The organism is Cupriavidus sp. 2TAF22 (genome assembly GCF_052115045.1).
Classification (GTDB): Bacteria; Pseudomonadota; Gammaproteobacteria; order Burkholderiales; family Burkholderiaceae; genus Cupriavidus.
Map to the genome: position 1 here is coordinate 41,686 of NZ_JBFRFX010000016.1, position 17,184 is coordinate 58,869.

General features: G+C 69.0%; 14 protein-coding genes. 5 read left to right on the forward strand and 9 right to left on the reverse strand.

The features are described from left to right. Nucleotides 1-62: 62 nt before the first annotated feature. The 4 genes from leuA to AB4Z48_RS20310 all read right to left on the reverse strand — a co-directional run bounded on the left by leuA (nucleotide 63) and on the right by AB4Z48_RS20310 (nucleotide 5,066). Nucleotides 63-1,760: a 2-isopropylmalate synthase gene (leuA, locus tag AB4Z48_RS20295; protein ID WP_441617375.1), complete on the reverse strand. Its 1,698-nt coding sequence runs from the start codon at nucleotides 1,758-1,760 to the stop codon at nucleotides 63-65. A gap of 776 nt (nucleotides 1,761-2,536) precedes the next feature. Beyond that, nucleotides 2,537-2,851, reverse strand: a complete 315-nt coding sequence (locus AB4Z48_RS20300) for a DUF6587 family protein (protein WP_441617192.1) — start codon at nucleotides 2,849-2,851, stop codon at nucleotides 2,537-2,539. 18 nt (nucleotides 2,852-2,869) lie between these two features. Then, nucleotides 2,870-4,741 (reverse strand): ferrous iron transport protein B, encoded by a 1,872-nt coding sequence (gene feoB / locus AB4Z48_RS20305; RefSeq protein ID WP_441617194.1) that lies wholly within the window; start codon nucleotides 4,739-4,741, stop codon nucleotides 2,870-2,872. Between the two features lie 19 nt (nucleotides 4,742-4,760). Beyond that, nucleotides 4,761-5,066, reverse strand: coding sequence for a FeoA family protein (locus tag AB4Z48_RS20310; RefSeq protein WP_441617196.1), 306 nt, complete (start codon nucleotides 5,064-5,066; stop codon nucleotides 4,761-4,763). 302 nt (nucleotides 5,067-5,368) lie between these two features. Between AB4Z48_RS20310 and AB4Z48_RS20315 the strand changes: the two genes are divergently transcribed. Then, the gene (locus AB4Z48_RS20315) at nucleotides 5,369-5,668 is read left to right on the forward strand and encodes an antibiotic biosynthesis monooxygenase family protein (protein ID WP_441617198.1); all 300 of its coding nucleotides are present in this window, start codon (nucleotides 5,369-5,371) and stop codon (nucleotides 5,666-5,668) included. Nucleotides 5,669-5,911: 243 nt separating this feature from the next. Here AB4Z48_RS20315 and AB4Z48_RS20320 read toward each other — a convergent pair whose 3' ends face one another. Continuing rightward, nucleotides 5,912-6,787 carry a LysR substrate-binding domain-containing protein gene (locus tag AB4Z48_RS20320; protein WP_441617200.1) on the reverse strand — a complete coding sequence of 292 codons (876 nt, stop codon included), beginning with the start codon at nucleotides 6,785-6,787 and terminating at the stop codon, nucleotides 5,912-5,914. 286 nt (nucleotides 6,788-7,073) lie between these two features. On the opposite strand from AB4Z48_RS20320, the gene AB4Z48_RS20325 reads away from it, so the two are divergent. The 4 genes from AB4Z48_RS20325 (at nucleotide 7,074) to AB4Z48_RS20340 (ending at nucleotide 12,001) form a co-directional block, all read left to right on the forward strand. Further along, nucleotides 7,074-8,900, forward strand: a complete 1,827-nt coding sequence (locus AB4Z48_RS20325) for an acyl-CoA dehydrogenase family protein (protein ID WP_441617202.1) — start codon at nucleotides 7,074-7,076, stop codon at nucleotides 8,898-8,900. 221 nt (nucleotides 8,901-9,121) lie between these two features. Then, the gene (locus tag AB4Z48_RS20330; RefSeq protein ID WP_441617204.1) at nucleotides 9,122-10,102 is read left to right on the forward strand and encodes a Bug family tripartite tricarboxylate transporter substrate binding protein; all 981 of its coding nucleotides are present in this window, start codon (nucleotides 9,122-9,124) and stop codon (nucleotides 10,100-10,102) included. Between the two features lie 219 nt (nucleotides 10,103-10,321). Next, nucleotides 10,322-10,771, forward strand: a complete 450-nt coding sequence (locus tag AB4Z48_RS20335; protein WP_441617206.1) for a PaaI family thioesterase — start codon at nucleotides 10,322-10,324, stop codon at nucleotides 10,769-10,771. Between the two features lie 78 nt (nucleotides 10,772-10,849). After that, complete coding sequence (locus AB4Z48_RS20340) at nucleotides 10,850-12,001, forward strand: CaiB/BaiF CoA transferase family protein (protein ID WP_441617208.1); 1,152 nt, start codon at nucleotides 10,850-10,852, stop codon at nucleotides 11,999-12,001. A gap of 205 nt (nucleotides 12,002-12,206) precedes the next feature. On the opposite strand, the gene AB4Z48_RS20345 is transcribed toward AB4Z48_RS20340, so the two are convergent. The 4 genes from AB4Z48_RS20345 to AB4Z48_RS20360 form a co-directional block, all read right to left on the reverse strand. Continuing rightward, nucleotides 12,207-13,928 (reverse strand): lactate permease LctP family transporter, encoded by a 1,722-nt coding sequence (locus AB4Z48_RS20345; protein WP_441617210.1) that lies wholly within the window; start codon nucleotides 13,926-13,928, stop codon nucleotides 12,207-12,209. Nucleotides 13,929-14,112: 184 nt separating this feature from the next. After that, nucleotides 14,113-15,603 carry a LutB/LldF family L-lactate oxidation iron-sulfur protein gene (locus AB4Z48_RS20350; protein WP_441617212.1) on the reverse strand — a complete coding sequence of 497 codons (1,491 nt, stop codon included), beginning with the start codon at nucleotides 15,601-15,603 and terminating at the stop codon, nucleotides 14,113-14,115. Beyond that, nucleotides 15,600-16,313: a LutC/YkgG family protein gene (locus AB4Z48_RS20355; RefSeq protein ID WP_441617214.1), complete on the reverse strand. Its 714-nt coding sequence runs from the start codon at nucleotides 16,311-16,313 to the stop codon at nucleotides 15,600-15,602. Before AB4Z48_RS20355 ends, AB4Z48_RS20350 begins: the two co-directional genes overlap by 4 nt. After that, nucleotides 16,310-17,104 (reverse strand): (Fe-S)-binding protein, encoded by a 795-nt coding sequence (locus AB4Z48_RS20360; protein WP_441617216.1) that lies wholly within the window; start codon nucleotides 17,102-17,104, stop codon nucleotides 16,310-16,312. The genes AB4Z48_RS20355 and AB4Z48_RS20360 overlap by 4 nt, the downstream gene beginning before the upstream one ends. Between the last annotated feature and the right edge of the window lie 80 nt (nucleotides 17,105-17,184).

The following is a 17,184-nucleotide window of genomic DNA, read 5'->3' on the forward strand; positions in this document are numbered from 1 at the left end:
GGTGTGCCCCGTGGGGGCGGGGCACACCGGTTTTTCTGCATGCCCCGGATGGCGGCCTGCCCTCAGGCAGCCATTTCCCGCTCGCGCCGCACTGGCTGCGCGGCGCGCAGGTGCCGGTTGATGCCGGACACCACCGCCTTGAGCGATGCCGCCACGATATTGGCATCGACGCCGGCGCCGAAGCCGGTGGCGGAATCCCCGACCCGCACTTCCACGTAGCTGGCCGCGCTGGCATTGGCCCCGGACGACAGCGCGTGCTCGTGATAGTCCATTACCCGTACCGGTATATCCAGCACGCTCGCGCACGCCCCGACAAACGCATCGATCGGGCCGTTGCCGCTGCCGCGCACGCTCACGGGCTTGCCCTCGCGCTGCAGCGTTACCTCGATCTCCACCTGCCCGTTGTTGTCAGAGACCATCTGGTGGCCCACGTAGCGCAGCGGCGTCTGCGCGTCGAGGTACTCGCGGCCGAACAGGCCATAGAGGTCGTCGGCGCTGGCCTCGAGCCCGCTCTCGTCGGTCATCGCCTGCACCGCGCGGCTGAACTCGATCTGCAGGCGGCGCGGCATGTAGATGCCATGCACCTGCTCCAGCAGATAGGCCATGCCGCCCTTGCCTGACTGGCTGTTGACGCGGATCACCGCGTCGTAGCTGCGACCGAGGTCGGCGGGGTCGATCGGCAGGTATGGCACCTCCCAGATGGTATCGGGCTGCTGTTGCGCAAAGCCCTTGCGGATTGCGTCCTGATGAGAGCCGGAGAACGCGGTGAAGACGAGGTCGCCTGCGTATGGATGGCGCGGATGCACCGGCAGCTGGTTGCAGTGCTCCACGCACTGGCGCACTTCGTCGATGTCGGAGAAGTCGAGTCCGGGGTCTACGCCTTGCGTGTAGAGATTGAGCGCCAGCGTGACCAGGTCCACGTTGCCGGTGCGTTCGCCGTTGCCGAACAAGCAGCCTTCCACGCGGTCCGCGCCTGCCATCACGGCAAGCTCCGCCGCGGCCACGGCAGTGCCGCGGTCGTTGTGCGGGTGGACCGACAGCACGATCTCGTCGCGCCGGGCCAGGTGCCGGTGCATCCATTCGACCTGGTCGGCAAAGATATTGGGGGTGCTGCATTCCACCGTGGTCGGCAGGTTCAGGATGAGCGGGCGCGCCGCGCCGGGCTGCCAGATGGCGGACACCGCATCGCATACCTCGAGCGAGAAATCGAGCTCGGTCATGCTGAAGGTTTCCGGCGAGTACTCGTAGGTCCACGCGGTCTCGGGCATGGCGTCGGTGAGCGACTTGATCAGGCGCGTGCCTTCCAGTGCGATCTCCCTGACCTCCTCGCGGCTGGCGCCGAACACGATGCGGCGGAATGCGGGCGCGATGGGGTTGTAGAGGTGGACGGCCGCGCGCGCGGCGCCGCGCACGGAATCGATGGTGCGGCGGATGAGGTCTTCGCGCGCCTGCGTCAGTACCACGATGGTCACGTCGGCGGGAATGCGGTCCTCCTCGATCAGCATGCGCACGAAATCGAAATCGGTCTGCGACGCGGAGGGGAAGGCCACCTCGATCTGCTTCAGGCCGATCTTCACCAGCTGCTCGAAGAAGCGCAGCTTGCGCTGCGGGCTCATCGGCTCGATCAGGGCCTGGTTGCCATCGCGCAGGTCGGTGCTCATCCAGACCGGCGCGCGCTCGATGCGCTGGTTGGGCCAGGTGCGGTCCTTGAGGTCGACGGCGGTGGCGGGGCGATATTTGGTGGCGGGGTTGCGCAACATCATGACGGTTCTCCTTCCTCGCGGGGAGCTGCAAGGGGCAAGACTGGGATGCGCCTGTGCCGCGCGGGGCGCGGAATTCACAACGAATCCGCGCACGAAGAATCCGCGCACGAAGAATCGGCGGAATGCGCGCGCAGGAACGCTCAGGCGGGAAAAAGGGTGGCGCGAGGCTGCCGAACTGCCACGAGGCGCTAGGCCCGGCAACCGATCGGTAGTTGTAGCAGTAGCGGGGAGGACAGACGCGAAGCGGCCAGCACCGATGCGCAAGCCAGGCCGGATGCACGCACGGCCGCGCCGATGCGGGTCGCATCGGCGGCTTGGCGGCGGTGGCAGCTGGTCTGTTGCATCGGCTGGATAGTCTGGTTGCGCGGGTATCACAGGTATCGCGGTTCAGTGCAGACAAGGGGCCTGCAAGCAAGGTGCTGCGGGTCTGCGGCGATACGTGGCGTTCCGCAAGCATAGTGCACGGGCCGCGCCAGCGTCAACAAGCCGCCTGCCACGACGCCCGTGGCGGGCATGTGCGGCGACGCACGCAAGTTCCGCGCGCTCAACCGAAGAACAGGAAGCGGGAGAAAAGAAGGGCGCCAATGCCGCAGCAGAGCCGCTGCGGATCGTGAAAAGGCGGCCGGGAATCGCAGAGCGTACCCGTTTCTGCGTGGATGGCGGGCTGCATTCCCGGGCACGTTCCGCGCGGCTTTTGCGCGGTTCTTGTGCCTCGGCGGCGCCGCCTCGGCGGTCGCTGCGGCCGCGTCTTCAGCGCTACGTCAGCGCTTTCGTCAGCGCTTCGTCACGAAGCGGACCACCTGTTCGCCCTTGCCGGATTCGGCCGCGCCGGCATCCGTCGTGCTGGAGCCGCAGGTATTGCAGCCGCCGCTGTCGCAGCCGCTGGCGCAGCCGGCCGCGGCCTGCGGCGCCAGYCACGCGACCGCGCGCCGGCGCCAGCCGGTGGCCGCCGTCGCGCCCAGTTGCATCGCCAGCCAGGCCTTCAGGCGCTCGCGCGTGCGCGGCGCGTAGCGCGACAGCACGGACACCGCGCAGACCAGCACGATCAGCGGCACCAGCAGGGTTTCGACGGCGTGATAGAGGCTCATGGCAGCGGCGGCGTTGTTTCAGCTGAACAGCAAGGCGATGCGGTACGTGGCGAAGGCGGCCAGGTAACCCAGGCCGAACAGGTAAAGCGTCGACGCGATCATCACCTTCCAGGAGTTGGTCTCGCGACGGATCACCGCCATCGTGGAGACGCACTGCGGCGCGAACACGAACCACGCCAGCAGCGCCAGCGCGGTGGCCAGCGACCACTGCGTGGCAATCATCGGCGCGAGCTGGCTGGCCACGGCGTCCTCGCTGCCGGACAGCGCGTAGACGGTGGCCAGCGCGCCCACCGCAACCTCGCGCGCGGCCAGGCCCGGCACCAGCGCGATGCAGATCTGCCAGTTGAAGCCCACCGGGGCGAAGATGTGCTCCAGCCCGCGGCCGATGATGCCGGCGAAGCTGTAGTCGATGGCCGGGGCCGTGGCACCCGCCGGCGCCGACGGGAAGGTGGCCAGGAACCACAGCAGCACCGTCAGCGTCAGGATCACCTTGCCCACGCGCGACAGGAAGATGCGGGCGCGTTCCCACAGGCCGATGGCCACGTCGCGCGGGTTGGGGATGCGGTACGACGGCAGCTCCATCAGCAGCGGGTGGTCGGTGCGGTCGCGGCGGAAATACTTCAGCACGAAGGCCACCGCCAGCGCGCTGACGATGCCCGCCACGTACAGCGCGAACAGCACCAGCCCCTGCAGGTTGAACATGCCCATCACCGTGCGCGCCGGGATGAAGGCGCCGATCAGCAGCGCATACACCGGCAGCCGCGCCGAGCATGTCATCAGCGGCGCCACCAGGATGGTGGTCAGGCGGTCGCGCGGATCCTGGATCGTGCGCGTGGCCATGATGCCGGGGATGGCGCAGGCGAAGCTCGACAACAGCGGGATGAAGGAGCGCCCGGACAGGCCCGCGCCCATCATCAGGCGGTCCAGCAGGAAGGCCGCGCGCGGCAGGTAGCCGGACTCTTCCAGCGTGAGGATGAACAGGAACAGGATCAGGATCTGCGGCAGGAACACCACCACGCTGCCCAGGCCGGCGATCAGGCCGTCCACCAGCAGGCTGCGCAGCATGCCTTCGGGCAGGTGGCTGCCGATCAGCTCGCCGAACCAGTGCACGCCGCCTTCGATGCCGTCCATCAGCGGCGCGGCCCACGAGAACACGGCCTGGAACATCAGGAACAGCAGCACGGCCAGGATCGCCAGGCCGAACACGGGATGCAGCACGATGCGGTCGAGCCGGTCGTCCATGGCGGCGGTGCGCGCCGGCATGGTGACGGCGGCTTCCAGCAGGCGCTTGACCTCCTGGTGCACGTCCAGGTCCGAAGCCGGTTCGGCGGCCGCCGGCGGAGCATCGGGCAGGGCGGCGTCGAGCGCGGCCAGCAGGCTGGCCGCGCCGTCGCGCTTGACGGCGACGGTCTCCACCACCGGCACGCCGAGCGCGGCCGCCAGCTTGTCGCGGTCGATATGGATGCCGCGCCGCGCCGCCGCGTCGCTCATATTGAGCACCAGCACCATCGGCAGGCCAAGGCGGCGCAGTTCCAGCACGAAGCGTAGGTGCAGGCGCAGGTTGGTGGCGTCCACCACCGATACCAGCAGGTCCGGGCGCGTCTCGCCCGCGCGCCGGCCCAGGCAGACATCGCGCGTGATGGCCTCGTCGAGGCTGGCCGCGTGCAGGCTGTAGGCACCCGGCAGGTCCAGCACGCGCACCTGGCGACCCGCCGGCGAGACGAAATGGCCTTCCTTGCGCTCGACGGTGACGCCGGCGTAGTTGGCTACCTTCTGGCGGCTGCCGGTCAGGCGGTTGAACAACGCGGTCTTGCCGCAGTTGGGATTGCCCACCAGCGCCACGCGCAAGGCGGGACGCTGGGCGGCGGAAGTCGGAGAAGCGACGGACATATTCTTGGCAGGTGCCCGCTCAGGCAGCGGTGCGTTTGGCGGCGGGCGCGTCTGGCTGCGCGGCCGGCGTGATGCTGGAGACGGAAGCGCTCACCGCTTCCACGGCAATGCGCGCCGCTTCCGAGCGGCGCAGGGCAAAGCGGGTGAAGCCCACCTGTGCCACGAGGGGATCGATGCCGAACGGGCCCAGCGCGATGACCTGCACCGCTTCGCCGGGCACGAAGCCAAGCTCTCGCAGGCGGCGCGCTACGGGATCGTTGGGAGAGGTGTCATCGACAGAGACGATGACCGCGGCAGTGCGCCGCGGAAGTTCAGACAACCGCATGGGGCTTCCAGTCCGTAGGCGCGAGGCACGGCACGCGGTCGGCAAACTCACGCCAGGGTTGGTAAATGAAAATCGTTCCCATTGTAGCCGATTTGCCTTTGTACGTTTGGTTTTCGCCGTGCCCGTCGCGATCCCGGCATTGCCCTGCGGGGCTTCTGGCAGGCCGCTGCGCGAGGTGCGGCGGCAAAGGCGCAACAGCATATCCTGCCCGGGCATAGAATGCGAGTCGGCACATGGCCGCAGCGCGGCAGCGTCGCCGTCCGCCGGCCAATACGACGACATACAGACACGGAGTGAAGACCATGATCCTTGAAATCGCGCAATTCCAGATCAAAGCCGGCTCGGAGTCGGCATTCGAAGCGGCCGTCGCGCAGGCTGCGCCGTTGTTCAGGCGCGCGCGCGGCTGCCATGGCATGCGCCTGCTCCGCTCGATCGAGACCCCGTCGCGCTTCACGCTCGAAGTGAAGTGGGAGACGGTCGAAAACCATATGGTGGACTTCCGCGAATCGGATGACTTCAGCGAATGGCGCAAGCTGGTCGGCGAACACTTCGCCTCGGCGCCCGACGTGGGGCACGTGAGCATCGCGGTCGAGGGTTTCTGAGCGCGGAAGGTCCGCCGCGGCGGGGCTGCGGTTCCCGAAAGCCGCCTGAAAGCTCCCCCTCCCTGGCGGGGGGAAGGGAATAACGCAATTGCGTTATTGGTCCAGGGGGACGCAGGGGGTAAGCTGGAAACACGCTGAACACCCCGTTCCACGCGTATTTGACAATGCTACTTGCCGGTAAAGCAGGTGGCATTTTTCTTTTCGGCCCCCGGTTTGGGTGACTGGCCGCCGGCGCGGCACGGTTCAGCCCGTGCGCACCAACGCAAGGAACCGTTCCCTGGCCGGATCCTCCACCGCCCCCTTCCAGACGCAGAACACCTCCGACGGCACCGCGGCCTGCGCCAGCGGCAGGAATACCGCGCCCGCCATTGCCGAGCGCTGCAGCGCGGCCGGCACCAGGGCCACGCCCGTGCCTTGCGACACCAGCGACACCACTGACAGCCAGTGACGCACCTCGTGCCGGATCTGGGGATAAAAGCCCTGCGCCGCGCACATCTCGAAGATGCGGTTGTAGTAATCAGGCGAGGCATTGCGCGAGAACAGCACGAACGGCTCGCCCCGCAGCGCGCCCAGTGCCACGCTGGCCTGCCCGGCCAGCGGATGGTCCGACGGCACGCAGCACAGGAACGGTTCGCTGTGGACCAGCGCCGTGGCCAGTTCGTCGGGCACGCGGCTGGTGTGGATAAAGCCGGCGTCGAGCCGGTCGTGCAGCAGGGCCTCGATCTGCTCCTGTGAGTTGAGTTCGGTCAGCGTCACCTGGATGCCGGGATAGCTGGCCTGGAACTCCCGCAGGCGCTGCGGCAGGCCGCGGTACAGCATCGAGCCGACGAAGCCGATGCGCAAGCGGCCGATGGCGCCGGCTTCGATCTCGCGCGCCTGCTGGCGGGCGTCCTCGGCCTGGGCCAGCAGCGCGCCGGCCGATTCGCGAAAGGCGCGGCCGGCCGCCGTCAGGCGCACGCCGCGGCTGTCGCGCTCGAACAGGCGCGCGCCGATCGAGGCCTCCAGCTGCTGGATATTGAGCGACAGCGGCGGCTGCGAGATCGACAGGCGGCGGGCGGCGCGGCCAAAGTGCAGTTCTTCGGCGAGCACGAGGAAGTAGCGCAGGTGACGGAATTCCATGGCGATATAAAAAATATATGGACCAAGCCAATTTTAGAATTAGACACGAATCGCTGCACTTTGAATAATGGAGACATGCAATCCGTCCCGCACCAGCGCGCCGCGGATCGCGGCGGGAAGCGCAAAGCCAGGGCGCTCCGCCCCACAAGGCCATGAAGGGCCTTGAAAAGCACAAATACAAGCACCAAGAGACAGCAAGCACCAGACACCGCATCACCGCCCAGCCGCCCGCTGCCCACGCGGCCCGGCGCCGCCGGCGCGTGCCGGCAAACACAGGAGATACCTCATGCAGACCAGCGCTGCGCGCCACCCCGCCGCTTCCTCCGCTTCCTCCGCTTCCTCCGCCACGGACAACCCGCCGGCCGCCACCCCGGCCCACCCCGTGCCCGACCAGCAGGGCGTGAACCTGTTCACCAGCGACCCGGACCTGCGCGCGCTGCTGCCGCTGTACCTGCCGGCCGACCTGTTCGCCCACCTGCTGCCCCATCTGGAGCGCCTGGGCGGCATGGCGGGCGGCGTGCTGGATACGCTGGCCCACACCGCCGACCACAACAAGCCCACCCTCTCGCACCGCACCCGCACCGGACTGGATGCGCAAACCATCGACAAGCACCCGGCCTATGTGGAGCTGGAGCGCGTGGCGTTCTCCGAGTTCGGCCTGGCGGCGGCCTCCCACCGCGGCGGCGTGCTCGGCTGGGACAAGCCGATGCCGGCCGCGGCCAAGTACGCGCTGACCTACCTGTTCGTGCAGGCCGAGTTCGGCCTGTGCTGCCCGCTGTCGATGACCGATTCGCTCACGCGCACGCTGCGCAAGTTCGGCGACCCGGCCGTGGTCGAGCGCTACCTGCCCAACCTGACCACCCAGGTCTTCGAGGACCTGTACCAGGGCGCCATGTTCATGACCGAGCAGGGCGCCGGCTCCGACGTGGCCGCCACCACTACGCGCGCCGTGCGCGACGCGCTCGCCGAGGGCGGCTGGCGCCTGTCGGGCGACAAGTGGTTCTGCTCCAATCCGGACGCCGCGCTGGCGATGGTGCTGGCACGCGTGGAAGACGAGAACGGCCAGGCAGCGCCCGGCATCAAGGGCGTGTCGCTGTTCTTGCTGCCGCGCACGCTGGCCGATGGCAGCACCAACCACTACCGCATCATCCGCCTGAAGGACAAGCTGGGCACGCGCTCCATGGCCAGCGGCGAGATCCGCCTGGAAGGCGCGCATGCCTACCTGGTGGGCGAGCTCGGCCGCGGCTTCGTGCAGATGGCCGACATGATCAACAACTCGCGCCTGTCCAACGGCGTGCGCGCCGCCGGCCTGATGCGCCGCGCGCTGTCCGAAGGCCAGTTCATCGCCCGCGAGCGCCGCGCCTTCGGCAAGCGCCTGGCCGACATGCCGCTGATGCGCCGCCAGTTGCTCAAGCTCGCGTTGCCCACCGAGCAGGCCCGCACCATGGTGTTCCAGACCGCCGAGGCCCTGCGCCGCGCCGACGCCGGCGAGGCCGATGCCTACCCGCTGATGCGCGTGCTCACCCCGCTGATCAAGTTCCGCGCCTGCCGCGACGCGCGCAAGGTCACCGGCGACGCCATGGAGATCCGCGGCGGTTGCGGCTATATCGAAGAATGGAGCGACCCGCGCCTGGTGCGCGACGCGCACCTCGGCTCGATCTGGGAAGGCACCAGCAATATCGTCGCGCTGGACGTACTGCGCGCGATCCGCCGCGAGGGCGCGCTGCCGGTGCTGCAGGCCCACCTGGAAGGGCTGCTGCGCGACACCCCGCTGCATCCCGCCGCGCGGGCCGCCTTCACCGCCGCGATCGCCCGTGCCAAGGCGCTGGCCGCGCGTGCCGCCGATGCCGGCGCCGACGGCGACGTACTGGCGCGCCAGGCCGCCTCCGGCCTTTACCACGTGACCAGCGCGGTCGCGATGGCATGGGAGGCCGGCCGCATCGGCTCCGAGCGCCGCATGCGCCTGGCGCAGCTGGTGCTGGTGCACCGCGTGCTGCCGCAGGACCCGCTGGCCGGCGATGCCGAGCCGGACTGGCTGGCCGATACCGTGGCGCCGCCGGCCGATGGCGCCGTGCGAGCCGCCGGCGCGGTAGACCAGGTCAACCTGTTCTGACCGCGGGAGCGGACCGCACGAAGGCATTGTTGCTTTACCCCACTCCCGCTCTCCCGCTCGCGGGCGCGGGGCCGGGGGAGGGGGCAGGCAGCCGCATGCCGCCTTCGCCCGGCAAACGAACCGCAGTACCGACAAGCCCTCGCGGCACCGCCAGCCGGCGCCGCGCATTCCGCCAGGGCGCCGCTTGCCCGGTGGAAGATGATCGACATCAGGAGACCACCATGACCCTCTGGCAACGCCTTGCCGCTGTCGCCGCGTGCACCCTCTGCGTGGGCATCGCCCCCGCCCTGGCGCAGAAAGACTATCCTTCCAAGCCGATCATGATGATCGTGACCTACCCGCCCGGCGGTCCCACCGACGTGATGGCGCGCACGCTGGCGGCCGCGCTCAAGACCAGCCTCGGCCAGACCGTGGTGGTGGAGAACCGCGCCGGCGCCGGCGGCAATATCGGCGCCGAAGCGGTGGCGCGCGCCGAGCCGGACGGCTACACGCTGATGTTCGGCACCTCCGCCCCGCTGGCCATCAATGTCAGCCTCTATCGCAAGATCAACTACGACCCGGTCAAGAGCTTCGCGCCGGTGATCCAGATCGGGCAACTGCCCAATGTGCTGGTGGTGAGCCCCTCCGTGCCCGCCAAGACCGTCGGCGAGCTGATCGCCTACGGCAAGGCGCACCCGGGCCAGCTGACCTATGCGTCCTCCGGCAACGGCGCGTCCTCGCACCTGGCGGGCGTGCTGTTCAACAACCTGGCCGGCACCGATTTCCGCCATATCCCGTACAAGGGCACCGGTCCCGCGCTCAACGACCTGCTCGGCGGCCAGGTCAGCATGACCTTCACCGATGTGCTGACCGCGCTGCCCTTCATCAAGGGCGGCAAGGTGCGCGTGCTCGGCGTGACCACCAAGGGCCGCTCGCAGGCCTTGCCCGACGTGCCCACCGTGGCCGAGCAGGGCGTGCCCGGCTTCGACGTCTCGGTGTTCTTCGGCGTGGTGGCGCCGGCCGGCACGCCGCCCGCAGTCATCGCCAGGCTCAATCAGGCCTTCGCCGATGCGCTCAAGCAGCCCGAGGTGCGCAAGACCTTGCAGGCGCAAGGCCTGGAGTTCGCGCCGTCGACCACGCCCGAGCAGCTGGGCGGCTTCGTCAAGGCGGAGGTCACCAAGTGGCGCGCCGTGGTGCAGAAATCGGGCGCGCAGCTCGACTGACGCATGCGGCGCGCGGCGCGGCTTCTTGTGCCAGGCAAGCGCCCGGCCAGGCCGCGCATCCGCCCCGCGATGCTGCCGATGGCCGATCATCGCGCAGCATTACGGCGGCACCGCGTGCCACCCGGTCAAGGAAGGGCTAATCGGCGGTAGTATCGACCTCCACCGCGCGCTGCCTTCTGCAGCGCGGCCCGCTTCCCTTCCTCTCGTATTCGCAACGCCATGAACGATCTCGACACCGCCACGTACGTCAACGAATTCGCCGGCGAGCCGCCCGGCACGCTGTTTGGCCTGACCATGCCGATGGCGCGCGTGTTCGGCCTGCGCGGCGTACAGATCGACGCGCGCGAGGCGCGCGTGAGCATGGCCTACCATCCCGACCACACCAACAGCCGCGGCGAAGTCCACGGCGGCGCCATCGCCACGCTGCTCGACTGCGCGCTGTCCTGCGCCGCGCGCGGCCACGACCCGCGCAGCTTCGGCGTGGTCACCATCGACCTGACCGTGCACTTCACCGCGCCTGGCCGCGGCGAGCTGACCGGCATCGCCTGGTGCGAACGGCGCGGACGCGCCATGTGCTTCGCGCGCGGCGAGATCCGCGACGAGAAGGGCGAGCTGCTGGCGCTGGCCACCGGCACCTTCAAGCTGGTGGAGCGCGTGCCCGCCAGGTAACCGGATAGCCGAGCGCAGCCTCGCCGCGCCGGCGAGGCCAATCCCCAAGATCACTCCCGCAACGAACGGAGCCCCCTCATGAGCCAACTCCCTGCATCGCCCGGCGCACTCGCCGGCATCCGCGTGGTCGACCTCTCGCGCATCCTGGGCGGTCCGTTCTGCGGACAGATCCTCGGCGACCACGGTGCCGATGTCCTCAAGATCGAGCCGCCCCAGGGCGACGACACCCGCACCTGGGGCCCCCCGTTCAAGGACGGAGTGGCCTCGTACTACTTCGGCCTGAACCGCAACAAGCGCGTGATGCGGCTCGATCTCACCACCGAGGCCGACCGCGAAGTGCTGCTGGCCCTGCTGGCCGATGCCGACGTGCTGGTGGAGAACTTCAAGACCGGCACGCTGGAGAAATGGGGCCTGGGCTTCGATGCGCTCTCCGCGCGCTTCCCGCGCCTGGTGCATTGCCGCGTGTCCGGCTTCGGCGCCGACGGCCCGCTGGGCGGGCTGCCCGGCTACGACGCCGCCATCCAGGCCATGGCCGGCATCATGAGCATCAACGGCGAAGCCGGCGGCGATCCGCTGCGGGTGGGGTTGCCGGTGGTGGACATGGTCACCGGCCTCAACGCCACGCTCGGCGTGTTGCTGGCGCTGCAGGAGCGCGAGCGCAGCGGCCGCGGCCAGTTTGTCGAGGCGGCACTGTATGACTCGGGTTTGTCGCTGCTGCACCCGCATGCGGCCAACTGGTTCATGAACGGCAAGGAACCGGCACGCACCGGCAACGCGCACCCGAACATCTATCCGTACGACACCGTCGCCACGGCCACCGACCCGATCTTCCTGGCCGTGGGCAACGACCGCCAGTTCCGCATCCTGTGCGAGCACCTCGGCATCGCCGGATATGCCGACGATGAGCGCTTCGCCACCGCGGGCGCACGCTCGGTCAACCGCGCCGTGCTGAAGGTGGAGCTGGAAGCGCGCATGGGCAAGCTGGACGGCAAGATCCTGGCCGATACGCTGGTGGCCGCCGGCGTGCCGTGCGCGCCGGTGCTGTCGGTGGCGGATGCGCTGCAGCATCCGCACACCGCGCACCGCGAGATGGTGGTGGAGATGCCGGGTGGCTACAAGGGGCTGGGCGCGCCCGTGAAGCTTAGCCGTACGCCGGCGACGTATCGGTTTGCGCCGCTGGCCGAAGGGGATCGGTTTTTGCCGCTGGTGGCGGCGAATGATGGGGAATAAGGTTTTTTTGGAGTTGGGGATTTATTACCTTCAAGGTCAAAGGCCTTGAAGGGTTAAAGCCTTGACTTCAAAGTCGAAATATTAAAGTCAAAGGCTTAACTTCAAAGTCAAAGGCTTTCGCTCCGGGGGGGCGAAAGCCTTTGACTTTGACTTTGATTTAAAGAATTTGAATTTGACTTTGAAATCAATAATTAAAATATATTAACTACGGCACCATCCCCGTCAAAACATAAGCCTGCAGCATTGTGATGACCCCCACGATCACCGCGAACAGCAGGCTGTGCTTGACCGTGAAGCGGAACAACTCCGACTCCTTGCCCACCAGCCCGGTCGCCGCGCAGGCCACTGCGATCGATTGCGGCGAGATCATCTTGCCGGTCACGCCGCCCGTGGTGTTGGCCGCCACCAGCAGCGTGTCGGACACGCCGATCTGGTGCGCGGTGGTGCTCTGCAAGGAGCAGAACAGCGCGTTGGACGAGGTATCCGATCCGGTCAGGAACACCCCCAGCCAGCCCAGGAAGGGCGAGAAGAACGGGAAGGCGCCGCCGGTGCCGGCCAGCAGCAGCGCCAGCGTCGACGACATGCCCGAGTAGTTGGCGACGAAGGCAAAGGCCAGCACCAGCCCGATCGACAGGATCGGGCGGCGCAATTCCGCCACGGTCTCGCCGAAGGTGACCAGCGCATCGCGCGGCTTCATGCGCAGCAGCACTGCCGAGATCAGCGCGGTCAGCAGGATGGCGGTGCCCACGGCGGAGAGCAGGTCGAGCTTCAGCACGGCCTCGTAGGCCTTGGGCTGCGCCACGATGGGCGCGGCCTTGATGACCAGCTGGTCCAGCGCGGGTACCTTGAACTTCAGCACCGTTGCGGCCAGTACGCCGTTGCCGGCGAACAGCCCCTTGAACGACGGCAGGCTCCACACCGTGACGATGGCCGTCAGGATGCCGAACGGCGCCCACGCGCGGATGGTCTGCGCCGTGCTGTAGGGCGATGCGCGGCGTTCGTCGCCGGCGCTCTTGCGCAAGCCCCCGCCCGCGGCCAGTCCGCCACCCATGCGGGCCAGCGCGGCAGTGCCGCCTGCCGCCACGGCGCCGGCGGCGCGCTGGCTGGCGCTGCGCGGCTGCCATACCTTCAGGAACAGCGTCAGCGAGACCAGGCTCACCAGGGCCGAGGTGATGTCCGGCAGTTCGGGCCCGATGTGGTTGGAGGTGAAGTACTGCGTCACCGAGAAGCTGGCGCCGGTCACCAGGGCCGCCGGCCAGGTTTCCTTCACGCCGCGCTTGCCGTCCATGATGAAGACCAGCCAGAACGGCACGGCCAGCGACAGCAGCGGCAGCTGCCGGCCCGCCATGGCGCCGATGTGCATGGCGTCGATGCCCGTCACCTGGCCCGCCACGATGATGGGGATGCCCATGGCGCCGAAGGCCACCGGCGCGGTATTGGCGATCAGGCACAGGCCCGCCGCGTAGAGCGGGTTGAAGCCAAGCCCGACCAGCAGCGCGGCGGTGATCGCCACCGGCGCGCCGAAGCCCGCCGCGCCTTCCAGGAAGGCGCCGAAGGCAAAGCCGATCAGCAGCATCTGCAGGCGCTGGTCATCGGTGATGGCCAGCACGGAGGCGCGGATGATGTCGAACTGCCCGGTCTTCACCACGATCTTGTAGAGGAACACCGCGGTCACGATGATCCACGCGATCGGCCACAGTCCGTAGGCAAAGCCGAAGCCGGCCGAGGCCAGCGCCTGCGGCACCGGCATGCCGTAGGCGAACACGGCCACGCCCAGCGCCAGCGCCAGCGTGATGGCGGCGGCCATATGGCCCTTCATGCGCAGCACCGCGAGCGCGAGGAAAAAGAACAGGATGGGCAGCGCCGCCGCGAGCGCCGACAGCCACAAGCTGCCTAGCGGCGTATAGATCTGGGTCCAGGGTTGCATGGTCGGGTCTCCTCCGATGGATGCGTTTGAATGAACTGGGAAGGGGGCGCCTTCTTGCGTGCTTATGTGCTTGCGTTCTTGTGGTCTTGCGTGCCGGGGGAACTGCCTTGTCGCCCGTGGCTTGCTCCCCTTTTCCACGCAGCGGGAAAGGGGGGCTACCGCGCCCGCGATCGGCGGACGCGTATTACTCCGCCTGCCCCCGCTCGCGCAGCAGGTCGGACAGGCTGCGCGGCGCCGGCGTCAGCGGCGCGCGGTGCCTGGTCCAGCCGAGCTGGCGCGAGGGTGCGAAGGCGCGCAGGCGCGTCGCCGCCCAGCGGAACACGCGGTAGGTCAGCGGATGCGCGAAGGCGCCGCTCCAGAAACGCCACACCAGGTGTTCGCTGCGGCTGAACTTCGCGCCCTGGCCGCGCAGCGGATGCGCGACTTGCTCTTGCGGGTCGCGGTTGGCCTCGGTACGCAGGCGGATCAGCAACTGCGGGATCGGGATGCGCACCGGGCACACCTCGCCGCAGGCGCCGCACAGGCTCGACGCGGTGGCCAGGTCCGCGGTGGCCTCGAGCCCCAGCAAGTGCGGCGAGATGATCTTGCCGATCGGTCCCGGGTAAGTGGTGCCGTAGGCGTGGCCGCCGATGCGCGTGTACACCGGGCAGTGGTTCATGCACGCGCCGCAGCGGATGCATTGCAGCGTGGCGCGCAGCTGCTCGTCGGCATAGGCCTGGCTGCGGCCGTTGTCGAGCAGCACCAGGTGCACCTCGCGCGGGCCGTCGCGCTCGCTGCGGCTTTCGTTGCGCGGGCCCGAGATCAGGTTGAAGTAGGTGGTGATGGCCTGGCCGGTGGCCGAGCGCGTCAGCAGGCTGGCCAGCGGCACGATGTGCTCGAGCCTGGCCACCACCTTTTCCATGCCCATGATGGCGATATGCACGTCCGGCACGGTGGTGGAAAGGCGGCCGTTGCCCTCGTTTTCCACCAGCCACAGCGTGCCGGTGTCGGCCGCGGCGAAGTTCACGCCGGACAGGCCGATGTCGGCATTGACGAATTCCTGGCGTAGCGCGCGCCGTCCGGTCTGGATCAGTTCGTCGACGTCTTCGGTATAGGGCGTGCCGGGAATATGCTGCTCGAACAGCGCGGCGATGTCGCCGCGCGTCTTGTGGATGGCCGGCATCACGATATGCGACGGCTTTTCGCCGGCCAGCTGCACGATGTACTCGCCCATGTCGGACTCGATGCAGTCGATGCCGCGCTCGGCCAGGTAATGGTTCAGCTCCATTTCCTCGCTGGCCATCGACTTGCCCTTGATCACGCGGCGCGCGCGGTGTGCCTGCGCGATGCCGTGGACGATGGCGTTGGCCTGCTCCGCGGTCTCGGCCCAGTGCACCTGCACGCCGGCCGCGGTGAGCTTGTCTTCGAGCTGCACCAGCAGGTCCGGCAGGCGCGCCAGCGCGTGCTGGCGGATCGCCTCGCCGAGGTCGCGCAGGCGCTCGAGTTCGTCGCCGTCGGGGAACTGCACGGCGCGCTTGGACTGCAGGAAGTCCATGGCGCCGCGGAAGCTGCTGCGCAGCTTGGGGTCGTCCAGCGCGGCGCGCGTGCGCGCCTTGAAGTCGGCCGCCGGCACGAAATGCAGGGGGCTGGCGGCGTTGCGCGGGGTGGGCGAGGTGGGCGTGGCAGGCGTGCTCATTGCGTGGCTCCGTTGGCAGCGCCGCGCGTCACGATGATCACCCACAGCTCGCGCGGGCCGTGCGCGCCGTAGGCCAGCGTTTGCTGGATGTCCGAGGTCTTGGACGGGCCGGACACCAGCACCAGGTTGGTCGGCATGCCGTCGCGCCAGCGCTCGGCGCGCGCGGCGGCGTGCAGGTCCGCGTGCAGCGTATCGGCGTACACCAGCGCCACATGCAGCGGCGGCACCAGCGAGACCGTGCGCGGCGTGTGCGCGTCCGGCGCCAGGATCAGCGTGCCGGTGGCGGCGATGCCGGAGCGCGCCACGGTAAAGCCCGCGTCCACGGTATCGAACAATTCCGCCTTCCAGGCTTCGATGGGGCGGTCGTAGGCCAGCGTGGACACGCTGCCGGGCAGCGCGCGCGCCAGCGCCGCGCCTTGCGCGCCGGCGGGATCCAGCAGCAGCCGGCGCACGCCGGCGGCGGCGAGCTTGTCGGCGAGCTGCGCGGGCCAGTCTTCGCTACCGGCGCACCAGACCTGCGCGTGGGAGGCGGTCAGCGCCGCCTGCATGGCCTGCACGTGGTCCCGGGCGGTGGCCTGCGCCGCCGCGCGGCGGTCGTCGAAGTGCGCATCGATGCGCGCGTCCAGCGTGGCGACGTCGTCGGCAGGGGCAGCCGGCGCGGCTGCCCGCAGGCGGCCCAGCATGCGTTCGCGTGAAGTCAGCGCGCTCATGCTTGTCCCCCGTTGCCGTCGGCCTTGCCGCCGGTGCGCCGCCACAAGAAGCTGGCCAGGTGCTCTACCGGCAGCGGCGCGCCCTGGTGGCGCGCCGCGTGGCCGATATTGAGCAGGCAGCCGCAGTCGGCGGAAACCAGGCGGTCGCAGCCGGTGGCGCAGGCCGAGGCGATCTTGTCCTGCACCATGGCGCCGGAGATATCGGGATGCTTGAGCGAGAAAGTGCCACCGAAGCCGCAGCACTCGGATTCGCGCACATGCTCGACGCGCGTGACGCCGGGCAGGGCGTCGACCAGGGCCACGCCATGCTGGCGCGTACCCATTTCTCGACGTGCCGCGCATGAGGTATGCAGCACCACGGTTTCCTCCGCTTGCGCGGGCGCGACGGTGTCGAAGCTGACCTTGAGCACGTGCAGCAGGAACTCGCTCAGCTCGTAGACGCGCTCGGCCAGCTCGCGCGCCTTGGGCCCGGCCACCGGGTCGTCGGCGAACAGCTGCGGCCAGTGGTGGCGCATCATGCCCGCGCACGAGCCCGACGGCACGACCACCGGCCAGGGCTGGGCGAACAGGTCGAGCTGCGCCAGCGCCACCTTGCGCGCCTGCTCCGGGTTGCCGCTGCTGTAGGCCGGCTGGCCGCAGCAGCTCTGGCCGCGCGGAAAGTGCACGGTCAGGCCTTCGCGCTCGAGCAGCCGCACCGCGTCCAGGCCGGCTTGCGGCACGAACAGGTCGACCAGGCAGGTGGCGAACAGGTAGGCCTGCGCCGGGGTAGGGGGGTAGCGCCTTGGATTCATGTCTCGCTCCGTGGGGACGGATACCTGGCTGTCAGGTCCGCCGGTGTTTGGCGCATAATTCCGCGAGACGCTCGGCAGTT

What these genes read in the sequence shown, in the direction of transcription:
- AB4Z48_RS20335 (WP_441617206.1), top strand. Translation starts at nt 10,322, where the DNA reads ATGAACGATCTCGACACCGCCACGTACGTCAACGAATTCGCCGGCGAG.
- AB4Z48_RS20315 (WP_441617198.1), top strand. Translation starts at nt 5,369, where the DNA reads ATGATCCTTGAAATCGCGCAATTCCAGATCAAAGCCGGCTCGGAGTCG.
- feoB (WP_441617194.1), bottom strand. Translation starts at nt 4,741, where the DNA reads ATGTCCGTCGCTTCTCCGACTTCCGCCGCCCAGCGTCCCGCCTTGCGC.
- leuA (WP_441617375.1), bottom strand. Translation starts at nt 1,760, where the DNA reads ATGTTGCGCAACCCCGCCACCAAATATCGCCCCGCCACCGCCGTCGAC.
- AB4Z48_RS20360 (WP_441617216.1), bottom strand. Translation starts at nt 17,104, where the DNA reads ATGAATCCAAGGCGCTACCCCCCTACCCCGGCGCAGGCCTACCTGTTC.
- AB4Z48_RS20320 (WP_441617200.1), bottom strand. Translation starts at nt 6,787, where the DNA reads ATGGAATTCCGTCACCTGCGCTACTTCCTCGTGCTCGCCGAAGAACTG.
- AB4Z48_RS20325 (WP_441617202.1), top strand. Translation starts at nt 7,074, where the DNA reads ATGCAGACCAGCGCTGCGCGCCACCCCGCCGCTTCCTCCGCTTCCTCC.
- AB4Z48_RS20340 (WP_441617208.1), top strand. Translation starts at nt 10,850, where the DNA reads ATGAGCCAACTCCCTGCATCGCCCGGCGCACTCGCCGGCATCCGCGTG.
- AB4Z48_RS20330 (WP_441617204.1), top strand. Translation starts at nt 9,122, where the DNA reads ATGACCCTCTGGCAACGCCTTGCCGCTGTCGCCGCGTGCACCCTCTGC.
- AB4Z48_RS20310 (WP_441617196.1), bottom strand. Translation starts at nt 5,066, where the DNA reads ATGCGGTTGTCTGAACTTCCGCGGCGCACTGCCGCGGTCATCGTCTCT.
- AB4Z48_RS20355 (WP_441617214.1), bottom strand. Translation starts at nt 16,313, where the DNA reads ATGAGCGCGCTGACTTCACGCGAACGCATGCTGGGCCGCCTGCGGGCA.
- AB4Z48_RS20350 (WP_441617212.1), bottom strand. Translation starts at nt 15,603, where the DNA reads ATGAGCACGCCTGCCACGCCCACCTCGCCCACCCCGCGCAACGCCGCC.
- AB4Z48_RS20345 (WP_441617210.1), bottom strand. Translation starts at nt 13,928, where the DNA reads ATGCAACCCTGGACCCAGATCTATACGCCGCTAGGCAGCTTGTGGCTG.